General features: G+C 69.4%; 20 protein-coding genes. 11 read left to right on the forward strand and 9 right to left on the reverse strand.

Annotated features, from left to right (window positions below; translation table 11 throughout):
• Positions 1 to 524: 524 nt before the first annotated feature.
• The gene (locus BpN12_RS18715) at positions 525 to 1,607 is read right to left on the reverse strand and encodes a 3-deoxy-7-phosphoheptulonate synthase (RefSeq protein ID WP_246796993.1); all 1,083 of its coding nucleotides are present in this window, start codon (positions 1,605 to 1,607) and stop codon (positions 525 to 527) included.
• Positions 1,608 to 1,809: 202 nt separating this feature from the next.
• Between BpN12_RS18715 and BpN12_RS18720 the strand changes: the two genes are divergently transcribed.
• The 6 genes from BpN12_RS18720 (at position 1,810) to BpN12_RS18745 (ending at position 7,282) form a co-directional block, all read left to right on the forward strand.
• Complete coding sequence (locus BpN12_RS18720; RefSeq protein ID WP_246796994.1) at positions 1,810 to 2,220, forward strand: acyl-CoA thioesterase; 411 nt, start codon at positions 1,810 to 1,812, stop codon at positions 2,218 to 2,220.
• An 85-nt stretch (positions 2,221 to 2,305) separates the two neighbouring features.
• The gene (locus BpN12_RS18725; RefSeq protein ID WP_246796995.1) at positions 2,306 to 3,469 is read left to right on the forward strand and encodes an acyl-CoA dehydrogenase family protein; all 1,164 of its coding nucleotides are present in this window, start codon (positions 2,306 to 2,308) and stop codon (positions 3,467 to 3,469) included.
• A 42-nt stretch (positions 3,470 to 3,511) separates the two neighbouring features.
• Positions 3,512 to 4,669 carry a prephenate dehydratase gene (pheA, locus tag BpN12_RS18730; protein WP_425306351.1) on the forward strand — a complete coding sequence of 386 codons (1,158 nt, stop codon included), beginning with the start codon at positions 3,512 to 3,514 and terminating at the stop codon, positions 4,667 to 4,669.
• The gene (locus BpN12_RS18735) at positions 4,666 to 5,508 is read left to right on the forward strand and encodes a hypothetical protein (protein WP_246796997.1); all 843 of its coding nucleotides are present in this window, start codon (positions 4,666 to 4,668) and stop codon (positions 5,506 to 5,508) included. The genes pheA and BpN12_RS18735 overlap by 4 nt, the downstream gene beginning before the upstream one ends.
• Positions 5,505 to 6,095, forward strand: coding sequence for a shikimate kinase (locus BpN12_RS18740; protein WP_246796998.1), 591 nt, complete (start codon positions 5,505 to 5,507; stop codon positions 6,093 to 6,095). Before BpN12_RS18735 ends, BpN12_RS18740 begins: the two co-directional genes overlap by 4 nt.
• A gap of 470 nt (positions 6,096 to 6,565) precedes the next feature.
• Positions 6,566 to 7,282 carry an LbetaH domain-containing protein gene (locus BpN12_RS18745; RefSeq protein WP_246796999.1) on the forward strand — a complete coding sequence of 239 codons (717 nt, stop codon included), beginning with the start codon at positions 6,566 to 6,568 and terminating at the stop codon, positions 7,280 to 7,282.
• Positions 7,283 to 7,360: 78 nt separating this feature from the next.
• Here the strand turns inward: BpN12_RS18745 and BpN12_RS18750 are convergent, their stop codons facing one another.
• Positions 7,361 to 8,743 (reverse strand): LLM class flavin-dependent oxidoreductase, encoded by a 1,383-nt coding sequence (locus BpN12_RS18750; RefSeq protein WP_246797000.1) that lies wholly within the window; start codon positions 8,741 to 8,743, stop codon positions 7,361 to 7,363.
• A 185-nt stretch (positions 8,744 to 8,928) separates the two neighbouring features.
• Between BpN12_RS18750 and BpN12_RS18755 the strand changes: the two genes are divergently transcribed.
• The 3 genes from BpN12_RS18755 to BpN12_RS18765 all read left to right on the forward strand — a co-directional run bounded on the left by BpN12_RS18755 (position 8,929) and on the right by BpN12_RS18765 (position 12,316).
• On the forward strand, positions 8,929 to 10,278 hold the full coding sequence (locus BpN12_RS18755; RefSeq protein ID WP_246797001.1) for an MFS transporter: 1,350 nt from the start codon (positions 8,929 to 8,931) through the stop codon (positions 10,276 to 10,278).
• A gap of 27 nt (positions 10,279 to 10,305) precedes the next feature.
• Entirely contained in the window at positions 10,306 to 10,914 is a 609-nt protein-coding gene (locus tag BpN12_RS18760; RefSeq protein ID WP_246797002.1) for a carboxymuconolactone decarboxylase family protein, read from the forward strand.
• A 388-nt stretch (positions 10,915 to 11,302) separates the two neighbouring features.
• Positions 11,303 to 12,316 carry a phosphatidylinositol-specific phospholipase C domain-containing protein gene (locus BpN12_RS18765; RefSeq protein WP_246797003.1) on the forward strand — a complete coding sequence of 338 codons (1,014 nt, stop codon included), beginning with the start codon at positions 11,303 to 11,305 and terminating at the stop codon, positions 12,314 to 12,316.
• 150 nt (positions 12,317 to 12,466) lie between these two features.
• On the opposite strand, the gene BpN12_RS18770 is transcribed toward BpN12_RS18765, so the two are convergent.
• From BpN12_RS18770 to BpN12_RS18785, 4 genes are all read right to left on the reverse strand, one after another.
• On the reverse strand, positions 12,467 to 13,096 hold the full coding sequence (locus tag BpN12_RS18770) for a riboflavin synthase (RefSeq protein WP_246797004.1): 630 nt from the start codon (positions 13,094 to 13,096) through the stop codon (positions 12,467 to 12,469).
• Positions 13,097 to 13,122: 26 nt separating this feature from the next.
• Positions 13,123 to 14,241, reverse strand: coding sequence for a bifunctional diaminohydroxyphosphoribosylaminopyrimidine deaminase/5-amino-6-(5-phosphoribosylamino)uracil reductase RibD (ribD, locus tag BpN12_RS18775; RefSeq protein ID WP_246797005.1), 1,119 nt, complete (start codon positions 14,239 to 14,241; stop codon positions 13,123 to 13,125).
• Positions 14,242 to 14,258: 17 nt separating this feature from the next.
• Complete coding sequence (gene hemL / locus BpN12_RS18780) at positions 14,259 to 15,551, reverse strand: glutamate-1-semialdehyde 2,1-aminomutase (protein ID WP_246797006.1); 1,293 nt, start codon at positions 15,549 to 15,551, stop codon at positions 14,259 to 14,261.
• 179 nt (positions 15,552 to 15,730) lie between these two features.
• Positions 15,731 to 16,186, reverse strand: coding sequence for a hypothetical protein (locus BpN12_RS18785; RefSeq protein WP_246797007.1), 456 nt, complete (start codon positions 16,184 to 16,186; stop codon positions 15,731 to 15,733).
• A gap of 287 nt (positions 16,187 to 16,473) precedes the next feature.
• Here BpN12_RS18785 and BpN12_RS18790 point away from each other — a divergent pair, with 287 nt between their 5' ends.
• Entirely contained in the window at positions 16,474 to 17,688 is a 1,215-nt protein-coding gene (locus BpN12_RS18790; protein ID WP_198250005.1) for a Bcr/CflA family multidrug efflux MFS transporter, read from the forward strand.
• A 139-nt stretch (positions 17,689 to 17,827) separates the two neighbouring features.
• On the opposite strand, the gene BpN12_RS18795 is transcribed toward BpN12_RS18790, so the two are convergent.
• The 3 genes from BpN12_RS18795 to zwf all read right to left on the reverse strand — a co-directional run bounded on the left by BpN12_RS18795 (position 17,828) and on the right by zwf (position 21,972).
• Positions 17,828 to 19,744, reverse strand: a complete 1,917-nt coding sequence (locus BpN12_RS18795; protein ID WP_246797008.1) for a bifunctional transcriptional regulator/glucokinase — start codon at positions 19,742 to 19,744, stop codon at positions 17,828 to 17,830.
• Positions 19,722 to 20,402 carry a 6-phosphogluconolactonase gene (pgl, locus tag BpN12_RS18800; RefSeq protein ID WP_246797009.1) on the reverse strand — a complete coding sequence of 227 codons (681 nt, stop codon included), beginning with the start codon at positions 20,400 to 20,402 and terminating at the stop codon, positions 19,722 to 19,724. The genes BpN12_RS18795 and pgl overlap by 23 nt, the downstream gene beginning before the upstream one ends.
• A 100-nt stretch (positions 20,403 to 20,502) precedes the next feature.
• On the reverse strand, positions 20,503 to 21,972 hold the full coding sequence (gene zwf / locus BpN12_RS18805; RefSeq protein WP_246797010.1) for a glucose-6-phosphate dehydrogenase: 1,470 nt from the start codon (positions 21,970 to 21,972) through the stop codon (positions 20,503 to 20,505).
• A 527-nt stretch (positions 21,973 to 22,499) separates the two neighbouring features.
• On the opposite strand from zwf, the gene BpN12_RS18810 reads away from it, so the two are divergent.
• Positions 22,500 to 23,747 carry an ABC transporter substrate-binding protein gene (locus BpN12_RS18810; RefSeq protein ID WP_246797011.1) on the forward strand — a complete coding sequence of 416 codons (1,248 nt, stop codon included), beginning with the start codon at positions 22,500 to 22,502 and terminating at the stop codon, positions 23,745 to 23,747.
• Positions 23,748 to 23,875 lie beyond the last annotated feature (128 nt).

The following is a 23,875-nucleotide window of genomic DNA, read 5'->3' on the forward strand; positions in this document are numbered from 1 at the left end:
CGCAGTCTGTCCCAGGTGTCTCCTCCAGGTGCCGATCGATAGCGTGGAGCCTATGGAATGATGAATGTGAAGTATTGACAGTATTGCAGATTCAGAAAAACGCGTCGTAATTTTATGCTGAATCCGGCATATAAATTTGACGAATTTGAAATGCGAAAATTATTTTCTGTTCAGAAAAAGACACTGTGAATTCATTCGCGCGGCAGTGGCGATGCGGGCGCCGGATTGGGCGGATTGGCGGATTTACCGGCTTCGGGCCGGTTCGCGCGGTGGCGCGCCGTGGGGCGCGAGGGCGAGGCGTGCGGGGCAGGCGGGTGGCCCAGGTTTGATCGACAAGCGGTTGCCGCGCGGCGCGCGATCAACGAAGACGGCCTCCATGCCGGCGGCATGGAGGCGGGAAAGCGTGAGGGGAAGGCGGCTGCCGGCCGGAGCCGGCGCGCGTGACGGCAGGCACGCGGCCTCAGCGCGCCGGGCGGCGCGTGCGCGAGCGGACCGGGCCCGCGCGTGGTGCGCGGGCCCGGCGTTCAGGCCGTCGCGAGCCCGCTCGGCTCGGCGCGCGCCAGCTTGCGGCGCTTGCCGGCCGAGCGGGCGAGCTGGGACAGCACCTCCACGGTGTCCTCCCACGACAGGCAGGCATCGGTCACGCTCTTGCCGTACTCGAGCCCCTTGCCGTTGCCGAGGTCCTGGCGTCCTTCCATGAGGTTCGATTCGATCATCACGCCCGCGATGTAGCGGCTGCCGTCGGCCAGCTGCGCGCCGATGTTGCCGCACACGGCGATCTGGTTGCGATGCTTGCGCGCGCTGTTGGCGTGGCTCGCGTCCACGAACAGCCGGCCGCGCAGGTTCTCGCTCTCGAGCAGCGAGCCCGTGGCGTTGACGCTGGCCGCGTCGTAGTTCGGCTGCCTGCCGCCGCGCAGCACGATGTGCGCGTAGGGGTTGCCGGGCGAGACGGTCTTGCAGATCGCGCCGTCGCCGTCGATCGACAGGTGATGGTGCGCGCGCGACGCGCTGATCATCGCGTCGGCCGCGATGCGCACGTTGCCGTCGGTGCCGTTCTTGAACCCCACCGGCATCGCGAGGCTCGACGCCACTTCGCGGTGCGTCTGCGATTCGGTGGTGCGTGCGCCCACCGCGCCCCAGCTCACGAGGTCCGAGAAATAGCCGTGCGTGAGCGGATCGAGGAACTCGGTGGCGGTCGGCAGCCCCAGTTCGTTGACGTCGCGCAGCAGCGTGCGCGCGATGCCGAGCCCGGTCTCCACGGCGTGGCTGCCGTCGAGCCAGGGGTCGTTGATGAGGCCCTTCCAGCCGGTGGTGGTGCGCGGTTTTTCGAAGTACACGCGCATCACGATCTCGAGATCGTCGGCGAGGCGCTCGCGCTGCTCCGCGAGCTTGTGCGCGTAGTCGCGCGCCGCATCGGGATCGTGAATCGAGCAGGGACCGACGATCACGGCGAGCCGGCCGTCGCTGCCTTCGAGGCAGTCGACGATGGCGCGCCGGCCGTTTTCCACCACGGTGCGCACGCGCGCCGTGGTGGGGCAGGCCGCGGCGATTTCCGCGGGCGAGGGCAGGCGTCGCGCGGACGACCGGCCGGATGTTGCGCTTTCCATGACGCACTCCTTGGCGTGGGCGAAGTTGCTTGGCAATGCGACGTTTATACGAAAGATGGTGCGCAGCAGCAACTAAGAACTTTGCCAGTGGATTGCGATTCGGGTTCGGCCTTAACGTTCATCCCGTCGATGACAACCGAGCGGCACGCGGCGCATCCGGCGCCGCGCGCCAAGACCCTGATCCCACCCTGCGGAGATCCACATGAGCAAGCGCCATTACGAAACGCCCATCGTCGTCAAATACCGTGACACCGACTCGATGGGGCACGTGAGCAGCCCGGTCTACTACGACTATCTTCAGCATTCCTACCTGAGCTACATGTTCGACCTGCTCGACCTGCCGAAGAGCGAGAAGCTGCCGCACATCATGGTCAAGACGCAGTGCGAGTACGTCACGCCCGCGCTGTTCGGCGACAAGCTGACGGTCAAGTCGAGCGTCATCAAGTTCGGCACCAAGAGCTTCGAGATCGAGCACCTGATGGAGCGCGACGACAAGACGATCGTGGCGCGCGGCCTGTCCACCCACGTCATGTTCGACTACGAGACCAACAAGACCACGCCGGTGCCCGAGGACTTCAAGCAGAAGATCATCGGCTACCAGGGCGAAGTCTGAGCGCCGGCCGGCCACCACCGAACCCATCTACCGACACCCACCGACACCGCAACGGCGCCGCGCGCCGGGCAACTGGAGGCGACCCATGCAACTGGGATGGAACGACGAGGAGCGGCAGCTGCACGACCGCTACCGCAAGCTGGGCGCGGAAATCGCGCAGGCCCGCCAGGGCGCCGCGATCGACGCGTTCGATCACGACGGCTGGCGCAGGCTGAAGGACGCGGGACTCTGGCGCATCGCGATTCCGCAGGCGTTCGGCGGCGACGAGCGCGGCTGGTGGGCGTTCACGGCCGCGCTGGAAGGGCTGGCGAGCGGCATCCGCACGCCGGCGCTGGTGCTCTCCGTGATCGCGCAGGCCGGCCTGATCCGCGCCATGACCGAATACGGCAGCCCCGCGCAGCGCGAGAAGTATTTCGGCGCGCTGCTGCGCGGCGAACTCGGCGTGACCGCGATCGCCGAGCCCACCACCGGCACCGACGTGCGCAGCATCGGCACCGTGCTGGAGCCGCACGGTGACGGCTACGTGCTGTCCGGCGACAAGTTCAACATCGCCCACGCGCCGGTGGCGGACTTCTCGCTGGTGGTGGCCAAGCTGACCGGCGCGGCGCGCGAAGGCGTCACGCTGGTGATGCTCGACAAGGACGCACCGGGCATCCACGCCGGGCCGCCCGACACGAAGTTCGGCAACCGCGCGCTGCCCACCGGCCCGATCCGCTACGAGAACACGCCGGTGAGTCGCGAGCAGATCCTCGGCGAACCGGGCCGCGGCCTGCAGCAGCTGATCGACATCATCTCGCTGGGGCGGCTCTATTACGGCCTGGTCAGCGCCGCGATCGCCGAGCCCTACGTCGAGGAGGCGCTCGACTACGTGGCCGCGCGCACCAGCTTCGGCGAACCGGTGGCGGCGCACCAGTACGTGCAGAAGCGCGTGGTGGACGCGCGCATCGGCATCGAGCGCACGCGCTGGCTCGCCTACGCCGCGCTCGACCAGCTGCTGAACCGGCGCGACGGCAGCGTGATGCTCTGCTCGATCGCGAAGCTGGTGGGCGCCAACGACCTGATCGACACGGCGATCAGCCTGGTGCGGCTGCGCGGCAGCACCGGCTATCACGAGGGCGAGCTGGCGGTGCTGGCGCGCGACGCGCTGGGCTTCGCGAGCGTGGGCGGCACCGAGGAGATGCACCGCAAGAACATCTTCAACCAGATGCAGCGGCTGCATGCGCGCGCAAACGGAGCGGCGCGCGCCTAGGCGCCGCGGCGATTTCGACGGCGAACCTGGACGGGGGAGAGGATGGACGTGCTTTCTGTATCCGTGGCCGATGGCGGCGATCACATCGACCACTGGCGCGACGAGATCGATCGCGTCGACGAGCAGCTGGTGGCGCTGATCAACCGGCGGGCCGGCTATTCGCTCGCGATCGGGCGCGTCAAGGCGCGCAGCGGCGCGGCGACGTTCCAGCCCGAGCGCGAGCGGCAGGTGGTGGAGCGGCTGTGCTCGCTGAACGGCGGGCCGCTCGCCGACGGGCAGGTGGACGCGATCTGGCAGGCGATCATGCGCGCCAGCCGCGAGCTGCAGACGCACGGCAAGATCGCGTTCCTCGGGCCTGCCGGCACCTATTCGGAGGACGCGGTGCGCGCCTACTTCGGCGAGGCGGCGGTGCCGTGCCCCGGCGCCTCGATCGACGAGGTGTTCGCCCGCTTCGTGGGCGGCGAGGTGGAGTTCGCCGTGGTGCCGATCGAGAACTCGACCGAGGGCGCCGTCAATCGCGCCGTCGATCTGCTGCTCGACACCAGCGCGCCGATCAAGGGCGAGGTGGTGATCCCGGTGCGGCATTGCCTGCTCTCCACCGGCCGCTCGCTGTCGGGCGTGACGCGCGTGTTCGGCCATCCGCAGTCGCTCGCGCAGTGCCGCGACTGGCTCGAACGGATGCTGCCGGGCGCGACGCGCCAGGAGGCGCCGAGCAACGCCGAGGCCGCGCGGCTCGCGGCCGCCGCGCCCGACAGCGCGGCGATCGCCGGCGCGCATGCCGCCGCGCTGTACGGCCTGCGCGTGGTGGCCGAGGACATCCAGGACCATGCCGACAACTGCACGCGCTTCCTGGTGCTCGGCAACGCGCCCACCGCGGCGACCGGCTTCGACCGCACCACGCTCGCGGTCTATCTCGATCACCATCCCGGCGCGCTCGCCGATCTGCTCGCGCCGTTCGGGCGGCGCGGCGTGTCGGTGCTCTGGGTGGACGCGCGGCCGCGCCGCACCAAGCCGTGGCGCTACCGGTTCCTGCTCGACGTGGCCGGCCATCGCGACGATCCGCAGCTGGCCGCCGCGCTCGACGAGCTCGGCACCGTGGCCGAGTCGTATCGCGTGCTCGGTTCCTATCCGCGCTTCGACAGCGCGTTCGTGACGGTCGACGCGCTGCGTCCGGCCACTGCCGCGGGAGACCTGTCATGAAGCTCGATCTCGCCCGCGTCCACCAGCGCATCGCGGCCATCGTGCAGGGCCGCGACGACCGCCTGCTGCTGCTGTTGCAGAGCGAGCCGGCGCGGCTGCGCCAGCCGAGCTTCCAGCAGTGGCTGCGCCAGCTCGCGCGCGACTACGAGGACGACGTCGAGCTGCTCGCCTGCGTCTGCCCGCGGCAGCGGCGTGGCCCGGGCGCCGCGGCCGGGCCGGATGCCGCCGGCCCGCTCGACCAGCTGGCGCGCACGCTGGCGCTGAACGGCGTGGCCGCCGCGTTCTCGGCGGCCGAGCTGGCGCAGGATGCCGAGCTGGCCGCGCAGGCGGCCTGGGCGATCCGCTGGAATTTCGAGGCGGGGATGCTGAGCGACCTGCAGGCCGGCAACCTGAAGCCGCCGTCGCGGATGGTGGCGCCGCGGCGCGCCGGTACGGGAGCGGGGCCGGGGCTGCTGCCCGGCATCATCGTGCCGCCCGGCGTCGCGCGCCACGCCGCGCTCGGGCGCGCCTACGGGCAGACGGTGGCCTCGGCGCAGGCGCTGGTGGTCGACCTGACCTATCGGCCGGGGCTCGCGCAGCATGGCCATGCGCTCGCGCGCTACTTCGGCGACGCGGTGCGCGATGACATCACGCACGTGGTCGGCGCGCTGCTCGACGCCACGCCGGGCAGCACGCTGCCGCATCGTCCCGACGAAGCCGGGGCCGACGGCGCCTACGAATGGTCGACGCACAACGTCGACATGGTCGAGGCCACGCTCGACGTGCTCGCGAACGCCGTGCGCGAGCGCCGCGTGGTGCTCGCCACGCGGCCGCGCGCGTCGCTGTGGCAGCGCCTGTGAGCGCGGCGACGCCACCGGCCGGCGCGCCCGCGAGCGCGGGCCTGGATCGCGGGATCTTCCTGGTCGGCATGATGGGGGCCGGCAAGACCACCATCGGCCAGTGCATCGGCAGCCTGCTCGGCGGCGAGTTCCTCGATGCCGACTGGGAGCTGGAGCGGCGCACGGGCAGGACCATCGAGGCGCTGTTCGGCGAGGGCGAGGCGGCGTTCCGGCTGCGCGAGGCCGAGTTGCTCGACGAACTCACGCAGCGCAGCGGCATCGTGCTGGCCACGGGCGGTGGCGCCGTGCTGCGTGCCGGCAATCGCGCGGCCCTGGGCGCGCGCGGCTTCGTGGTCTACCTGCACGCGGCGCCCGCGCGGCTGTGGGAGCGCGCGCGCGTGCAGGGCGGGCGGCCGCTGCTGCGCGTCGCCGATCCGCTGCAGCGGCTCACTGAGCTGTATGCGCAGCGCGATCCGCTCTATCGCGAGTGCGCGGATCTGGTGCTGGAGTCGGCCGGCGCGACGCCGATGGAACTGGCCGACCGGGTGGTGGCGTCGATCGCGCGCGTGGTGGAGGAGATGGGGCAGGCCGGGCCGGGCGCGGCGTAGCCGCAGCGGCCGGGGGCCAGGGAGGAGACCCGGCCCGGCACCGCAACGCGCGCTGCTTCCGCGCGTTCCGGTGCCGGCCATGCCCTCGCGCGGCTCGCCGCGTCCTGCGCGAGGGCATGCGCGGCGCGCCGGACGCGGCCGGGTCTCGGCTGGCCGGCGGCGCGGCGTCCACGGTGCCCGACACATGGCCTGCCGGGGCGGGGGCCGGCGGGCGATTCGGCGTCCGCCGCCGGCCGCACGGCGGTCATGGATCAGCCGTTTTTTCATACTACAATTGCACCCGCGATAGCCGGGCGACACCGGCGGTAAGCGGCAATCCCGTCGCCGGCTCCGGCGAGCACAGCCGGGCGGCCCGTGCCCGCGGTCGCGGGGCTATCGTCCGACTCCGAGGCATCATGGCTTCGGCCATTCCAACGGAACCGCGCCGGCCGCCGTGCGAGCCGTCGACGCCATCTCTTCCCTACTTCACCATGAACGTAACCACATCGGACGATTGCACGGGGATCGCGGCCAATCACCAGTTCGCCAAACACTTCATCGTGTTCACCTACCGGGATGGCGCGTACTCGACGATTCCGAACAACTTCTTCAAGAACTGGCTCGACGAGGAAGCCACGGCGGGCACCTTCCACATCGGCCGCGGCTCGGGCCTCGGGGTCGGCTCGATCGCCAAGTACGATTTCGACCAGCAGGCGCTGCGGATCGGCAAGTTCGTCGCCGGCGGCCTGCGCCTGCGCTTCCTGCTCAACGGCCAGCACGACATCAAGACGATCTCGACCTGCATGTTCAGCGTGTTCGGCGACGGCCTGCTGAACACGCCCCAGCCGCAGTACGGCGATACCGTGGTCCACAACGACGTGTGGATCGGCGACGAGACGATGGTGCTCGGGGGCAGCGAGATCGGGAGCGGCTGCGTGATCGGCGCGCGGTCGGTGATTCCGCCGAATTTCCGCGCCGAGCCCTACGGCATCTATGTCGGCTCGCCGGCGCGGCTGGTGCGGTTCCGGTTCCCGGAGCGCGTGCGCGAGAGTCTGCTCGAGCTGGCGTGGTGGGACATGCCGCTGCAATGGATCAAGGCCAACAACGAGGCGTTCATGGTCGACCTGACCGAGGACGAGGGCAAAGCGCTCGAAGTGCTGGCCGAGCTGAAGCGGGTCAAGGCGGGCGCGCAGAAGGCGGGGAAGTAAGACGGCGTGAGGGGATGCCGGCGCCGCGGCCGGGTTCGGTCGTGGCGCGGGGCGGGTTGGCCGCCGTTCAACCGAAGTTCAATCCGCGCCGGCCGCACCGGCCGCACGAAAGCGCGCGCCCACGTGCGGTGCGCTCAAGCGGGCCGCGCCGCCCAGCAGTTTCTCCCGCAACGTGCCCGCCTCGTAGCGCGTCTTGTAGGCGCCGCGCCGCTGCAGTTCGGGCACCAGGTAGCGCACCACGTCCTCGAACGTGCGCGGCGACTCCACCCACGCCAGATTGAAGCCGTCGATGCCGGTGTCGTCCACGATCGCCTGCAGTTCGTCGGCCACCTGCGCCGCGTCGCCGACCACCACCGCGCCGCGCCCGCCGATCGCGGCGAATTCCGTCGCGTCGCGCACGGTCCACACCTTGTCCGGATCGAGCTTGCTGAACGAGGCCAGCGCCGACTGGCCCGCGTCGGTATCGACATAGGCGAGCGTGTCGTCGGGGCGGTAGCGCGCGAGGTCGATGCCGGTCCAGCCCGACAGCAGCGCGAGCGCGCCCTCGTGGCTGGCGCGTTCGCGACAGGCCGCGTAGCGGGCCTGCGCGGCCTCGGCGGTGGCGTCGACGATCACCGTCAGCATCGCGAACAGCCGCGCGCTGTCCGGTGCGCGGCCCGCGTCGACGAGCGCCTGCCGGATCGCCCGCGCCGAGCTGCGCAGGCCGTTGCGCGTCGGCGCGCCGAGGAAGATGCATTCGGCGTGCCGGGCCGCGAAACGCGTGCCGCGCGCCGAGCCGCCCGCCTGGAACAGCAGCGGCGTGCGCTGCGGCGACGGCTCGCACTGGAACACGCCCTCGCTGCGAAAGTGCGTGCCTTCGTGCCGGATCGCGTGGATGCGCGCCGGGTCGGCATAGACGCCGCGCTCGCGGTCGCGCAGCCGCGCGCCGTCTTCCCAGCTGCCTTCCCAGAGCCGGTAGCAGACCTCCATGAACTCGTCGGCGCGCTCGTAGCGCGCGTCGTGCGTGAGCAGCGCGTCGTCGCCGAGGCTGCGCGCGCCGCTCTGCAGGTACGAGGTCACGATGTTCCAGGCGATGCGTCCGCCGCTCAGGTGGTCGAGCGTGGTGAAGCGCCGGGCCAGCAGGTAGGGTGCCTCGTAGGCCACCGAGGTCGTGAGGCCGAAGCCGAGATGGCGCGTGGCGTGCGCCATCAGCGGGATCAGTACGGCTGGATCGTTCATCGGCACCTGCGCGGCGGTGCGCAGCGCGGCGTCGGGCGTGCTGCCGAACACGTCGTAGACGCCGATCACGTCGCCGAGGAACAGTCCGTCGAACAGGCCCGCCTCGAGCGTGCGGGCGATCCCAACCCAGTACGCGGGGTCGAGGTAGTCGACCGAGCGATCGTCCGGCGCGGTCCACTGGCCCGGCGCGAGATGCGCCACGCAGTTCATCATGAAGGCGTTCAGACGGATTTGACGAGGCATCACGGCGGGCCGCGGCGGCCGGGGCAGGAGGAAAGCGAGCCATTCTAGGTTCGGCGCCGTGCCTCGCGAAGCGTGAATCGTTCATATTGTTATGAGGCGATCCGCTTCGATGCTAAGCAGGAAATCTCGTTGGAACGTGGTGGAAATCGATGGTCTACTGCGCCGTCCCATCCGGTTCGAGCATCATGTCCACCCGTTCCACGGCGTCGTCGACGCCTGCCGCCGGCGCCGCGCGCGTCGGCTTCGCCGCCTTCATCGGCACCACCATCGAGTGGTACGACTTCTACATCTACAGCACCGCCTCGGCGCTCGTCTTCAGCCACGCGTTCTTTCCCCCCTCGGCCAGCGCGCTGACCGGCATCCTCGGCGCGTTCGCGGCCTACGGTGTCGGCTTCTTCGCGCGGCCGCTCGGCGCCGTGTTCGCCGGCCACTTCGGCGACCGCATCGGGCGCAAGCGCGTGCTGGTGTTCTCGCTCGTGCTGATGGGCATCGCCACCGTGCTGACCGGGCTGCTGCCCACCTACGCGAGCGCGGGGCTGCTCGCCACCGGGCTGCTGGTGGCGCTGCGGCTGCTGCAGGGCATCGCGACCGGCGCCGAGTGGGGCGGGGCTTCGCTGCTGTCGGTCGAGCATGCGGGCGAACGCTCGCGCGGGCTGCTCGGCTCGTTTACGCAGGTCGGCTCGGCCGCCGGCATGCTGCTCGCGTCGGGCACCTTCCTCGCCGTGCGCGCGTGGCTCGCGCCCGACGCGTTCGCGGCCTGGGGCTGGCGGCTGCCGTTCCTGTTCAGCGTGGTGCTGGTGGCCGTCGGCGTATTCGTGCGCACGCGGATTCGCGAGCCCGAGCCGTTCCTCGCGGCGCAGGCCGACGGCCGGATCCGGCGGCTGCCCGTCGCCGAGGTGTTCCGGCATCACCGGCGCGCGTTGCTCGTGACGATCGGCCTGCGGCTCCTGCAGCCGGCCATGTACGCGATCGTCACGACCTATGCGATCAGCTATCTGAACCTGAAGCGCGGCGGGGCCTCGTCGGCGCTGAGCGCCGTGATCATCGGCTCGGCGTTCGCGATCGTCGCCACGCCGCTGTGGGCCGCGCTGTCCGACCGGATCGGCCGGCGCCGGCCGGCGGTATGGGCCGTGGCGGGCATCAGCCTGCTGGTCTGGCCGTTCTTCTGGTTCCTCGATCACGGCGACCTGCGTTATCTGCCCGTGGTGTTCGCGATCGAACTGGCGCTGTTCGACGCCGCGATCTACGCGCCCGGCGCGGCCTGGTTCGCCGAGCAGTTTCCGGTCGAGGTGCGCTACAGTGGGATCTCGCTCGGCTACCAGATCGGTACGCTGATCTCGGGCGGGCTCACGCCGTTCGTCGCGGCGGCGCTGCTGGCGCTCGGCGACGGCAAGCCATGGCTGATCTGCGCCTACATCAGCGCGCTCGGCGGGTTGAGCCTGATCGCGGTGCTGGCCGCGGCGGATCCGGCGCGCCGGATCGCGGGCCGCGTGGTGGTGCCGGCCGGCCGCGATGCCGTCGCCGATGCGCGCTGAGCGCATTTTTCACGGAAGAGAGAGCAGATGAGCGGAACACGAACGCATGACGAGGAAGCGCGGATTCTCGGCGCGCTCGAACGGCAGCATGGCGGCCCCAAGGCGTTTCGCGGGCTGTCGTCGGCTTCGGTGTGGCGGACCGGGACGCTGGCCGAGAAGGACAAGCATCTGGTGGCCGTCGCGATCGCGCAGGTCACGCGCTGCGCGTTCTGCATCGAGCATCATTCGATCGCCGCGCGCCGCACCGGCGCGAGCGAGCCCGAGGCGGTCGCGGTCAGCTACGTCAGCGCGGCGCTGGAGGCGTTCGGCGAGGCGCGCGTGAGCGTGGCCGACGGGCGCCTCGCGGTCGAGGACGAGGCCGCCGTGCAGGACACGGAACTGGCGCGGCAGCGTCTGCGGTTCGCGCAGGCGGTGTTCGATACCGAGGTGCTGGCGCCGGGCCTCGTCTGGGTGGTGGCCGCGGCGGCGGCCTATGCGCAGGCCAACGAGGCGCGGCGGCGGGTGTTTCACGACGTGGCGCTGGCGGCCGGGCAGCCGGCCGCGGCGCTCGACGAGGCCTATGCGATTGCCGTCGTGCTGCGGGCCGGCGCCGTCTACGCGCATGTGCTGCATGTGGTCGATGCGTTTCGCGACTAGTCTGCCGGAGTAGGCAGCCTGGACGACCAGCGAGGCGGCCCGAACCGTCTCCGTTTTTTTACTGCAATCGCCGGCGAGGTTTCAGGCCTGCCGGCGGTTTCACGTCATCGCGCCGATTCAACCGGTCGTGCGATCACGGCCCCGGACGCACGGCCGTCTCCCCATATCGGTGCGATTTTCCCGATATCCCCGCCTTTCGCTGATGTCATCCCTTCGATTATCGAACTCGAAATCGACTTGAGTTCGAGGCGCTTTTTATCGCTATATCTTGTTTCCCGACGCTGAGGCACACTGTCGGCGGCAGAATTCTGGTAACGACTGCCGCGAGAATATCAAATCAATCAACTTTCACGGTTTCGGGGTAGTTCACCTGTTCAGGAGAAGCACGATGTCCGATGCAAACGTGGTCGTGACCTGGTCGAATAACTGGATGTCCGCCATTGACGATGCAGCGCCGATTTGCGAAGTCAGTATTCCCGGTTCGCATGAATCGTGCGCGCGATATGGTGGATCTTCCGCGCATTGCCAGTGGCGATCCGTCATCGATCAGCTGAGCCGCGGTATCCGGTTCCTGGACGTGCGTTGCGACATCGTCGCGCCGACGGGGGAGGCCGGATCGCCGGTCGACGAGCCCGGCGATCCGAAGATCTACCTGTTCGTCCGGCACGGCAGCATGAATCAGGCCATCACGTTCCAGGAGATCCAGGCGCAGTGCGTGGCGTTTCTGGCCGCGAATCCTTCCGAATTCATTCTCATGAATCTCCAGATGGAGGACACCACCGAGGGTGATGCCTTCGCGCAGAAATTCACGGAAATGACCCAGCCTTATCTGAATTACTGGTATTTCGGCGATGCGCTGAAGAAGGACGCGGCGGGAAATCCGGTCAGCGATTTTCCCAAGGTTGGCGATGTCAGGGGGCGAATTATCCTGATCCGGGCGACGGCCGGCGGTGGATGGCCGACCAATATGAAGCCGGGCAGCCTTCCGGGCCAGGGTGGCATGGTCTGGAACGGCTGCGAAATCGACGATGTGTCCAGCTCGACGCTGTTCCAGACGCAAAACGGCTGGTCGAAATGGAATGGCACGGAAAAAGGCGACGAGGTGGAAAAGTACATCGAGGGTGCCGATGCCTGGGCGAAGCAAGGCCAGATGACGCTCAATTTCGCGAGCTACAGCTGGGGGGCTCAGTCACCGGGAAGGAACGCCGCCGGGATGAATGCCCGGCTGCAGAAGTTTCTGAAGAACTACGATTTCGGTTCGGTGGTCGGCGTTATCCCGATCGATTTCGTGTCGAACACCGGGGACAGCGGCGAATCGCTGGAAAACCTGATCATCGAGCATCAGCGGCATCAGAAGGCCGGCTTCAGCTACGGCGGGCTCGCGTCCTGGGTTCAGCCGTAAGCGGCGGGTGACCCCGGGGCGGGAACGCGGGGTGCGGTTCGTGCCTGCCGTTCGTGCCGGTGCACCGGCATGAACGGGCTGGCTGGCTTCGGCCATCCCGTCCTGATTCAGGACAGCGGCCGAAGACGCAAAAGCGAAAAACCGATTACTTCACCGGGACGCGCCGTCGAGATCCGCGTTGAGCATCCGCTCCACATACCGCGCAATCATGTCGATCTCGAGATTGACCTTCACCCCCGGCTTCACATGGCGCAGCGTCGTCACCTGCACCGTGTGCGGAATCAGGTTGATCGAGAACGCGCAGCCGTCCGCGAGATCGCTGACCGCGTTCACCGTCAGGCTCACGCCGTTCACCGTGATCGAGCCTTTATAGGCGAGATACTTGCCGAGTTCCTTCGGCGCCAGCACGCGCAGCTCGTACGACTCGCCCACCGGCGCGAAATGCGTGACCGTGCCGAGTCCGTCCACATGCCCCGACACGATGTGTCCGCCGAGCCGGTCGTGCGCGCGCAGCGCCTTCTCCAGGTTCACCTCGCCGGGCTCGGTCAGCCCCGCGGTCTTGTTCAGGCTCTCGCGCGACACGTCGACGGTGAACGTCTGCGCGGTCTTCTCGATCGCCGTCATGCAGGCGCCCTGGATCGCGATGCTGTCGCCGAGCGCGACGTCGTCGAGATCGAGGCCGCCCGCGCGGACGACGAGGCGCACGCCGGCATCGGCGTCGCTGCCGAGCGGTTCGATGGTTTCAATGCGGCCGACAGCCGCGACGATTCCGGTAAACATCGTGTGAATTCCGTGGACGAGAAGAGTCAGGGTGCCGGCGCGCCGACCAGCCGCGCGAGCACGCGCAGGTCGTCGCCGATCCGGTCGATCGAGTGGTACTGCAACACCGTGCGCTGGGCCAGCGTGGGCGGCGTCGCGATGTTGAACATGCCGGCCGCCTCGGGGCCGAGCAGGGTGGGCGCGAGGTAGACGAGCAGCTCGTCCACGCAGCCCTCGCGCAGCAGCGAGCCGTTCAGCTTGTGGCCGGCCTCCACGTGCAGCTCGTTGATGCCGCGCTTGCCGAGCACCGCGAGCATGGCGGGCAGGTCGACCTTGCCGTTCGCATCGGCGAGCGCGATCACCTCGGCGCCGCGATCGCGCAGCGCGGCGGCGCGCGCCTCGCTGACGGCGTCGAGCTTGCCGCAGAACACGAGGATCGGCGCGCCGGCCAGCAGTTTCGCGTCGAGCGGCAGGTCGAGGCGGCTGTCGACCAGCACGCGCAGCGGCTGGCGCGGCGTGTCGATGTCGCGCACGGTCAGCTGCGGATCGTCCTCGAGTACGGTGCCGATGCCGGTCAGGATCGCGCAGGCGCGCGCGCGCCACGCGTGGCCGTCGCGGCGCGCGGCCTCGCCGGTGATCCACTGGCTCTCGCCGGTGGGCAGCGCCGAGCGGCCGTCGAGCGAGGCGGCGATCTTCATGCGCAGCCACGGCCGGCCGCGCGTCATGCGCGAGACGAAGCCGATGTTCATCTCGCGCGCTTCCTGCGCGAGCAGCCCGCAGCGCACCTCGATGCCGGCGTCGCGCAACATCGCGAGGCCGCGCCCGGAGACGACCGGATTCGGATCTTCCATCGCGGCGATCACCTTGGCCACGCGCGCGTCGATCAGCCCCTGCGCGCACGGCGGCGTGCGGCCGAAGTGGCTGCACGGCTCGAGCGTGACGTAGACGGTCGCGCCGCGCAGGTCGTGGCCGCGCGAGCGCGCGTCCTTCATCGCCTGCACCTCGGCGTGGTCCTGCCCGGCCGGTTGCGTGTAGCCCTCGCCGATCACCACGTCGTCCTTCACGATCACGCAGCCGACCCGCGGATTCGGCGTGGTCGTGTACATCCCGCGCGACGACAGGTCGAGCGCGCGTTGCATGTGCGCGAAATCAGTATCCGAGAACATCCGGTTCTCCGTGGTAATCAGGCGTCGGGCGCGGCAAGCGCGGCGAACGCGCGGCGCGCGGCGGCGAGCGTCGCGTCGATCACGGCGTCGTCGTGGGTGCTGGAGACGAACCCGGCCTCATACGCGGACGGCGCGAAGTAGACGCCTTCGTCGAGCATCAGGTGGAAGAAGCGGTTGAAGCGCGCGATGTCGCTCTTGGTCACGTCGGCGAAGCTGGTCGGCACGGCCTCGGTGAAGTAGAGGCCGAACATCGCACCGATCGCGTCGGCGCTGAACGCGATGCCGGCCGAGCGCGCCTCGGCGGCGAGGCCGCTGGCGAGGCGTTGGGTCTGCGCGGTGAGCGCGTCGTAGAAGCCGGGCGCCTGGATCAGCTGCAGCGTCTTCAGGCCCGCGGCCACGGCGATCGGGTTGCCCGACAGCGTGCCGGCCTGGTAGACGCTGCCGAGCGGCGCGAGCTGGGCCATGATGTCGCGACGCCCGCCGAACGCGGCGGCCGGCATGCCGCCGCCGATCACCTTGCCGAGGCAGGTCAGGTCGGCCTGGATGCCGTAGTGCTGCTGGGCGCCGCCGAGCGCGACGCGGAAGCCGCACATCACCTCGTCGAAGATCAGCACGGCGCCATGCTGGGTGCAGAGCGCGCGCAGCGCGTTGAGGAATTCCGGGGTGCCGCGCACCAGGTTCATGTTGCCGGCCACCGGCTCGACGATCACGGCGGCGATCTCGTCGCCGAACGCGCCGAACGCTTCCTCGAGCGCGGCCACGTTGTTGTATTCGAGCACGGTGGTGTGCCTGGCGATGTCGGCGGGCACGCCGGCCGAGGTCGGGTTGCCGAACGTCAGCAGGCCCGAGCCAGCCTTCACGAGCAGGCTGTCGGCGTGGCCGTGGTAGCAGCCCTCGAACTTGACGATCCGGCTGCGGCCGGTGAAGCCGCGCGCGAGGCGCAGCGCGCTCATGGTGGCCTCGGTGCCGCTCGACACCATCCGCACCTGCTCGATCGACGGCACCAGCTTGCAGATTTCCTCGGCGATCTCGATCTCGGCCTCGGTGGGCGCGCCGAACGAGAAGCCGTCGGCGAGCACGGCCTGCACGGCGGCCAGCACTTCCGGATGGACGTGGCCGAGGATCATCGGCCCCCACGAGCCGATGTAGTCGATGTAGCGCTGGCCGTCGGCGTCCCAGAAGTAGGGGCCCTGGGCGCGCGACACGAAGCGCGGCGTGCCGCCGACCGAGCGGAAGGCGCGCACGGGCGAGTTGACGCCGCCCGGAATGGTCTGCTGGGCGCGTTCGAAGAGCGTTTGGTTGTTCGACATGGATAAGGACCTGCGATGAGAGGCGGCGGCCGGGCGGGGCGCGACGACCGCCGCGCTGTCCCGGCCGCGAACGCACGAAACCGTGCGAAACACGATGGGCAGATTGTACCGAAGAGTGACGCGGCGGGTCGCCGGGGGGCCGCCGCGCAGCGGTTCACGGGCGGCGGCGGGGCGGCCCGCTACAGCGGCGGCGGCTTGCGCCGGCCGGTCAGCTCGGCCCAGCGCTTTTCCAGCGCGCCCTCGGCCATCGGCTTGATCGAGGTGCCGGAGGTCTGCGCGTCCCAGGTCTGCACCGAGAACGGGTGGACGCGCAGCGCGTCGCGCGGGATCACGGTCTCGGCGTGGGCGTCGACGAGCCAGTCGTAGACGAAGTCGATGCAGAGCCGGTAGCCGCGCTTGGTGCCGGCGTCGGGTACCTCGTAGGGCGCGCGCGCCACGTAGCCGGAGCCGAACACGCCCTTCGGTTCCTGCGCGACGCGGTGCAGGAACACGCGGTCGCCGGGCAGGATGCTGCGCGAGAAACCGCAGCCCCAGACGTCGCGCACGGCCTCGCCGGCGCGCACGCGCGCGGCCAGTTCGGGCAACTCGGGCCACGGCCATTTCTTGGGGCTCCAGATCAGCAGGAAGGCGGTCATCTTGGTCGGGTCAACGGGAGTCGGGCGGATTCGGGGGGCGTCCCCGGGAGGAACCCGCCCCCGCGAGCTTACCCGATCGTTTTCGGCGCCGCCTTGACGCCCGCCCCGCGCTCGCGGCGGCGGTGCCGGACGAACGATTCCGGACAAGCGCGTACAATTGTCGCCTTGCGGCGGCCGTCCGGCTGCCCGTCCCGCCCGAGCCGGGCCGCGCCGAATCGAGCCGAAGCGCCTTGCAGCGAGTCGCCCCGGAACGCGCGCGAAGTCCCGGCCGCTCCCGAGAATTTCCCATGTCGAACGTGGTACGGCGCCGGCCCGACGCCCGGCTGATCCTGTTGCTTGGTGCGCTGGCCGCTTGCGGCCCGATCGGCACCGACATGTATCTGCCGAGCATGCCGTCGGTGGCCGAGAGCCTCGGCACCAGCGCGGCGGCCGTGCAATGGACGCTGACGAGCTTCATCGCGGGCTTCTCGCTCGGCATGCTGCTGTACGGCCCGCTGTCGGACGCGCTCGGCCGCCGGCCGGTGCTGCTCGGCGGCATCGTGCTGTTCACGGTGGCGGGCGCGGGCTGCTTCGTCGCGCCGAGCATCGGCACGCTGATCGTGCTGCGCTTCCTGCAGGCGCTCGGCGCGGGCGCCGCCTCGGTGCTGTCGCGGGCCATCGCGCGCGACGCGCACGAGCCGGCCGACGCGGCGCGCGTGCTGTCGATGGTGGCGATCGTCACCTCGGTCGGGCCGCTGGTCGCGCCGCTGGTGGGCGGCCAGATCCTGCGCTTCGCGGGCTGGCGCACGGTGTTCGTGGTGCTGACGCTGTTCGGCCTCGGCTGCGCGATCGCCGCGTTCCTGAAGGTGCCGGAGACCTGGCCGAAGGCGCGGCGCCATTCCTCGGCGATCCTCACTTCGTTCGCGGCCTACGGGCGCATCCTCGGCGACCCGGTGGCCTGGGGGCACATGCTGTGCGGCGGGATGGCGTTCGCCTCGATGATCACCTACATCACCGCCACGCCGTTCGTCTACATCGAGTATTTCCACGTCTCGGCGCAGCACTACGGCCTGCTGTTCGGCCTGAACATCATCGGCATCATCACCGGCAACTTCATCAACACGCGCGTGGTCGGCCGGCTCGGCTCGCTGCGGCTGATCTCGGCGGCCTCGCTGGTGAGCTGCATCGCCTCGTTCGCGGTGGCGTTCTTCGCGCTGACCGGGATCGGCGGGCTCTGGTCGATCGTGGCCGGGCTGTTCTTCGTGGTCGGTGTGCTCGGCCTGCTGTCGGCGAACTGCTCGACCGACCTGATGCACCGCTATCCGCACAACGCCGGGGCCGCGGCCGCCGTGTTCGGCGCGATGCAGCTCGGGCTCGGCGCCGTGGCGAGCGCGGTGGTGGGGCTGCTGGCCGACGGCACGCCGTTCGGCATGGGCGTGACGATCGCGGTCACGGGCGCGCTCTGCTTCGTCGGCCGCCGGCTCGTGCTGCGCTGGCACGGCCGGCCGGTGCGCGGCGACTGAGGCGAGCAGGGGCCGCGAAGGAGCCGGCGGCCGGAGTGGAAAAACGAAGCGGAAAAACGAGGCAGGAAAAAACACAGGGCCGGCGCCCGAAAGCGCCGGCCCTGTTTGTTTTCGCCGCCCGGCGGCGGCAGGCGTCGCCTCAGTCGCGCGCGGCCGCCGGCGCCGCGCCGTGGCTGAGCCAGTCGAGCACGTCGGCCGATTCGTCGTCGCCGGCGCGCGAGCGCGCCTGCGCGACGGCCTCGTTGATCTCGGCGTTCGGCGAGGCGCGCCGGATCGCGACGCCCACCGCGAGGATGTCGATCATCACGAGGTGCAGGATCCGCGAGATCATCGACAGCTGCGACTCGCGCATCTCGATGTGATCGGTCTCCAGCGCCACCGTCGCGCGCTTGGCGAGCGGCGTGTTGCTGGAGGTGATCGCGATCACCTTGGCGCCGGCCTGCATCGCCACGTCGAGCACGCGCAGCAACTCGGGCGCGCGGCCCGACTTCGAGACGGCCACGATCACGTCGCCCTTGCCGAGCAGCGCGGCCGAGGCCGCCTGCATGTAGAGGTCGCCGTAGGCGATGGTCGGAATCCCGAAGCGGAAGAACTTGTAGTGCGCGTCCTGCGCGACGATGTTCGAGTTGCCGAGCCCGTAGAACTCGATGCGCCGCGCGCCGTTCAGGATCTCGATGGCCTTCTCGACGTGCTCGAAGTTCAGGTGCTCGCGCAGCTGCAGGATCGCCGAGACCGTGTTGTCGAGCACCTTCGCGCCGAAGTCGGTGGCCGTGTCGCCCAGATGCACCTGGCTGTGGCTCATCGGGATCGTGCCGGTCAGGCCGGTGGCGAGCTTGAGCTTGAAGTCCGACAGCCCCTGGCAGCCGAGCGAGCGGCAGAAGCGGATCACGGTGGGCTGGCTCACGTCGGCCTTGCGCGCGATGTCGACGATCGGATCGTTGATGATCGAGCGCGGATGGTTCAGCGCGAGATCGGCCACGCGGCGCTCGGCCGGCGTGAGCGCGTCGCGCATCTGGCGAATCCGCTCGAACACGGCCGACGAGGCGCCGCCGGTGCGGTTCGACAACTGCTCGGCGAGGATCGCCGAGACGCCGAGGAACGCCGGGTAATCGGCCGTGATCAGGTAGGTCGGCACGTTCGCGAGGTAGTCGGAGAAGCGTCCCTTCGATTCGAAGCGCTCGCGAAAGCGCGACTTCAGGAACAGCTCGCCGAGCTTGAGCACGACGCCGCCGCCCACGTAGACGCCGCCGAGCGAGCCGAGCGTGACCGCGAGGTTGCCGGCGAAGGTGCCGAGGATCGCGCAGAACACGTCCACCGCCTCGAGCGCGAGCGCGTCGCCCGCGTGCGCGCGCTCGACCACCTCGGGCGTGCCGAAGCCGGCCGCCACGCGCTTCTTGTCGCGTCCGGCCAGCGCGCGGTAGACGAGTTCGATGCCGGGCCCGGCGCAGACGCGCTCGAACGAGACGTGCGGAAACTTCTTGCGCGCGTATTGCATGACCAGATCCTCGCGCTCGTCCATCGGCGCGAAGGTGGCGTGGCCGCCCTCGCTGCCGAGCGCGATCCAGCGGTCGTCGGCCGGGATCAGCCCCGACACGCCAAGCCCGGTGCCCGGCCCCATCAGGCCGATCACGCTGTTCTGGCGGCGCGTGCCGCCGCCCACCTGCTGACGCTGCGCGTCGGTCAGGCCCGGCAGCGCCATCGCGAGCGCGGTGAAATCGTTGACGACCAGCAGCGTGTCGAAGCCGAGCGCGCGGCGCGTGGCCTCGATCGAGAAGCTCCAGTCGTGGTTGGTCATGCGCACCTGGTCGCCGTCGACCGGGTTCGCGATCGCGATCGCGGCGTGATTGACGCGGCCGATCTTGACGTCCTTCAGATACTTGCGGATCGCGTCGGTCAGCGTCGGGTAGTCGGCGCCGGGGTACACGCGGATCTGCGTGATCTCGCCGGGGCCCACTTCGAGCGCGAAGCGCGCGTTCGTGCCGCCGACGTCGGCCAAAAGGCGCGGGCCGTCGGCGTGCTGGCCGGCTGCCGGTTTAGTTTGCGCACCAGTAGACATCGAGCTTCGTCCCCTTGTCGTTGGCCAGTTGGGAAATCGCGTTGCGCTGCGGCGCCGCGGCGGCGGCCTCCAGCACGTCGCGCTTGCGGGCGCCCGCGATCAGCAGGAACAGGTGATCGACGCGGCGCAGCGCGTCGAGCGACAGGCTCACGCGCGGGTGGGGCGCGGCGCCTGGATGCACGGCGACGTAGCGTGCCGGCGTGCTGGTCGCCAGCTCCCATTCGGGCGCGTCGGCGAAGATCGACGCGGTGTGGCCGTCCTCGCCCATGCCGAGCACGACCACGTCGGGCTGCCGGTAGTCGGGGTCGGCGTTCAGCACCGAGACCTGGGCGGCGAGCGTGGCGGAGACGTCGACAAGCGGCAGGAAGCGCGCGTGAGCCGCTTCGTTGCGCAGCAGCGTGTCGCGCACCAGCTGCGCGTTGCTCGCGGCATCGGTGGCCGGCACCCAGCGATCGTCGACCAGCGTGACGTCGATCCTCGCCCAGTCGAGCGCGTGGGTGGACAGCGTTTGCAGGAACGGCCGCGGGCTGGTGCCGCCGGAGACGGCGAGCGTCGCGCGCGCCTGCCCGGCCAGCGACGCTTGCAGCGCCGCGCCGACCGCCTGCGCGAGCGCCTCGCACTGTGTGTGCGGGCTTTCGAATGGGTGAAGCTCGATCACTTCTCCTCCAGGCTGCTTTTATTGATTTCGGGTGTCATGCATTGCCGATGACGCGGCGTGGCCGACCGGCCGCGAGCCGCCGCGCGCATCGAGATGTCGGTCAATTCTCTTCTTCCAGCCAGCAGGTGCCGTGCTGCGCGAGCATCGCGCTCGCGGCGGCCGGCCCCCAGGTGCCCGATGCGTAGGGCTTCGGCGGCTTCAGCGATTTCTGCCATTCGCTCTGGATCGGCTCGACCCAGCGCCAGGCGGCTTCCTGCTCGTCGCGGCGCACGAACAGCGCGAGGCGCCCGTTGATGACGTCGAGCAGCAGGCGCTGGTAGGCCTCCATCTGGCCTTCCTTGAAGAACTGGTCGAACGCGAGGTCGAGATGCACGCTCGCGAGGTTCATGCCCTCGCCGGGCTGCTTGGCGAGGCAGTAGAGGCGGATCGACTCGTTCGGCTGCAGCCGGATCACCAGGCGGTTCGCGCCGGCGCGCAGCGCGGAGGCGCCGAGCGCCGAATGCGGCACGGCGCGGAAGTTGACGACGATCTCGGCGACGCGGTCGGCGAGCCGCTTGCCGGTGCGCAGGAAGAACGGCACGCCGGCCCAGCGCCAGTTCTCGATCTCGACCTTCAGCGCGACGTAGGTTTCGGTGGTGCTGTCGGGCTTCACGCCGGGCTCGGTGGCGTAGGCGGGCACCTGGGTGCCCTTGATGGTGCCGCCGTGGTACTGGCCGCGCACGGCCACCTTGCTGATGTCGCGCGGGTCGATCGGCTTGAGCGCGCGCAGCACGCGCAGCTTTTCGTCGCGCACCGAATCCGAATCCATCGAATGCGGCGGCTCCATCGCTACAATCGACAGCAGCTGCAGCAGGTGGTTCTGCACCATGTCGCGCAGCGCGCCGGTGTTGTCGTAGAAATCGCCGCGCGCTTCCACGCCGAGTTCCTCGGCGATCGTGATCTGGATGCTCTCCACCCATTCGCGGCGCCACAGCGGCTCGAACAGCGCGTTGCCGAAGCGCAGCGCGAGCAGGTTCTGTACCGGCTCCTTGCCGAGATAGTGGTCGATCCGGTAGATCTGGTCCTCGGCGAAGATCTCGCCCACCGCGTCGTTGATTTCGTTCGACGAGGCGAGATCGTAGCCGAGCGGCTTCTCGAGCACGATGCGCGCGCCTTCGCTGAGGCCCACGCCGGCCAGCGCCTTGCAGATCGGCTCGAACAGCGACGGGCCGGTGGCCAGGTAGAACACGCGCGTGCCGGGCAGCGTGCCGATCGCGTCGCGCAGCACCTTGTAGTCTTCCGGGCGGCCGAGATCGAGATGGACGTAGTCGATGCGCTCGAGGAACCGCCGCCAGGCCGCTTCGTCGAACGCGCTGCCGGACGCCTTCCTTGCATGCGGCTTCACGTGTTCCTCGACCCAGCCGTGATAGGCGGCGCGATCCGACTCGTGGCGCGCGACGGCGACGATGCGTCCCGCCTCGGCGAGCATGTTGGCGCGGTGCGCCTCGAACAGCGCGGGCAGGATCTTGCGCATCGACAGGTCGCCGGTGCCGCCGAACAGAACGAAGGTGAAGCTGGAATCGGTTTGCATGTGTCTCCGCCCGGTTGGAAATGCCCCGCATCACGGCATGAATCCGACCTCGATCCGACGGGCGCGGATCGCACGAATCGGAGCCGTAGTGCGATAAAATTTTTTTTGACACTGAATTGTAGTTTAACTACAATCCGCCGCAAGGGGTAGGCCCGAACGAAGAAAAAGAAGCGCACACGATCCATCGGGGAAGCGCGTTCTTCGTGCGGGGACGGCCGGTGCGGCAGCGCGCCGAGACCGAATGTTAAAGGACAATGGCGAAACGCATCATGCGCCGGTCCGCGACGGCCCCGAGGTTCGGTGTCGCGCGACGGCGGAACCGGAACCATCAAGATCGGAGGAGACAAGCCTTGAATCTCGATCCACTCAGTTCCTGAGCGCCCGCGGCCGGCAACGGCCCGACCGGTTCCGGTCGTTCGCGGCGTGTCATCCCGGTTGTTTCGTTTCGCAGGTTCCCGAGCAAGCCGGCTTTCGTGGAGTCGAAAGCCTTACGAGTTGGTTCAATCCAATCTGGAGGAGATAAGTAAATGAAAGTTCGCGCGATGATGGGCGCGCTGTGCGCCGCAGGCCTGATGATCGGCGCCGCCACGGCGCAGGCGGCCGAGGACGTGACGGTGCTGCACTGGTGGACCTCGGGTGGCGAGTCGAAGGCGGTGGGCGCGCTGAAGGACGACCTGCAGAAGCAGGGCTACGTGTGGAAGGATTTCGCGGTGGCGGGCGGCGCGGGCGCGGCGGCCATGACCGCGCTGAAGACCAAGGTGATCAGCGGCGATTCGCCGTCGGCCGCGCAGATCAAGGGTCCGCTGATCCAGGACTGGGCCGACCAGGGCGTGCTGGTCAACATCGACTCGGTCGCGGGTGACTGGAAGCAGAACCTGCCGCCGGAAATCGACAAGATCATCAAGTACAAGGGCCACTACGTGGGCGCGCCGTTCTCGGTGCATCGCGTGAACTGGCTGTACATCAACAAGGCCGCGCTCGACAAGGTCGGCGGCAAGGTGCCGACCAGCTGGCCGGAATTCTTCCAGGTCGCCGACAAGATGAAGGCCGCCGGCATCCAGCCGATCGCGATGGGCGGCCAGCCGTGGCAGGACCTGACGCTGTGGGAGGACGTGGTGCTGTCCGAAGGCGCCGACTTCTACAAGAAGGCGATCGTCGACCTCGACCAGTCGGCGCTGACCTCGCCGAAGATGCTCGACGTGTTCAACACGGTGCGCAAGATCCAGGGCTACTTCGACGCGAGCCGCAACGGCCGCGACTGGAACCTGGCCACGGCGATGGTGATCAACGGCAAGGCCGGCATGCAGTTCATGGGCGACTGGGCCAAGGGCGAGTTCGAGAACGCCGGCAAGAAGTCGGGCAAGGACTACATCTGCGCGCCGGTGCCGGGCACCGCGAGCGGCTACACGTTCAACGTCGACTCGTTCGTGTTCTTCCAGCAGAAGGGTTCGGACAAGGCCACGCCGGGCCAGCTGGCGCTCGCCAAGACGATCATGACGCCGGGCTTCCAGGAGCAGTTCAGCCTGCTGAAGGGCTCGATCCCGGTGCGCCTGGGCGTGAAGATGGACAAGTTCGACGACTGCGCGAAGAAGTCCTACGCGGACGAGCAGACCGCCCTGAAGGCGGGCGGCTACGTGCCGTCGCTCGCGCACGGCATGGCGCAGGGCGATGCCACCGCCGGCGCGATCTCGGACGTCGTGACGAAGTTCATGAACTCGCAGGAAGATCCGAAGGCCGCGGTGGCAGCGCTGGCCAAGGCCGCCAAGGTGAAGTAAGCGCGCAGCGGGCGGCGCCGGCAGCCTGAGCGCCGGCACCGCCCGACCCGACGCAAACGGGCCCTCGCGGGCCCGCGCCGCACCCCGATGCCGTGCGCCTTCCTTCAAGGCGGCCGGCGCCCCGTTCC

This window comes from Burkholderia perseverans (genome assembly GCF_022870505.1).
Lineage (GTDB): Bacteria > Pseudomonadota > Gammaproteobacteria > Burkholderiales > Burkholderiaceae > Burkholderia > Burkholderia plantarii.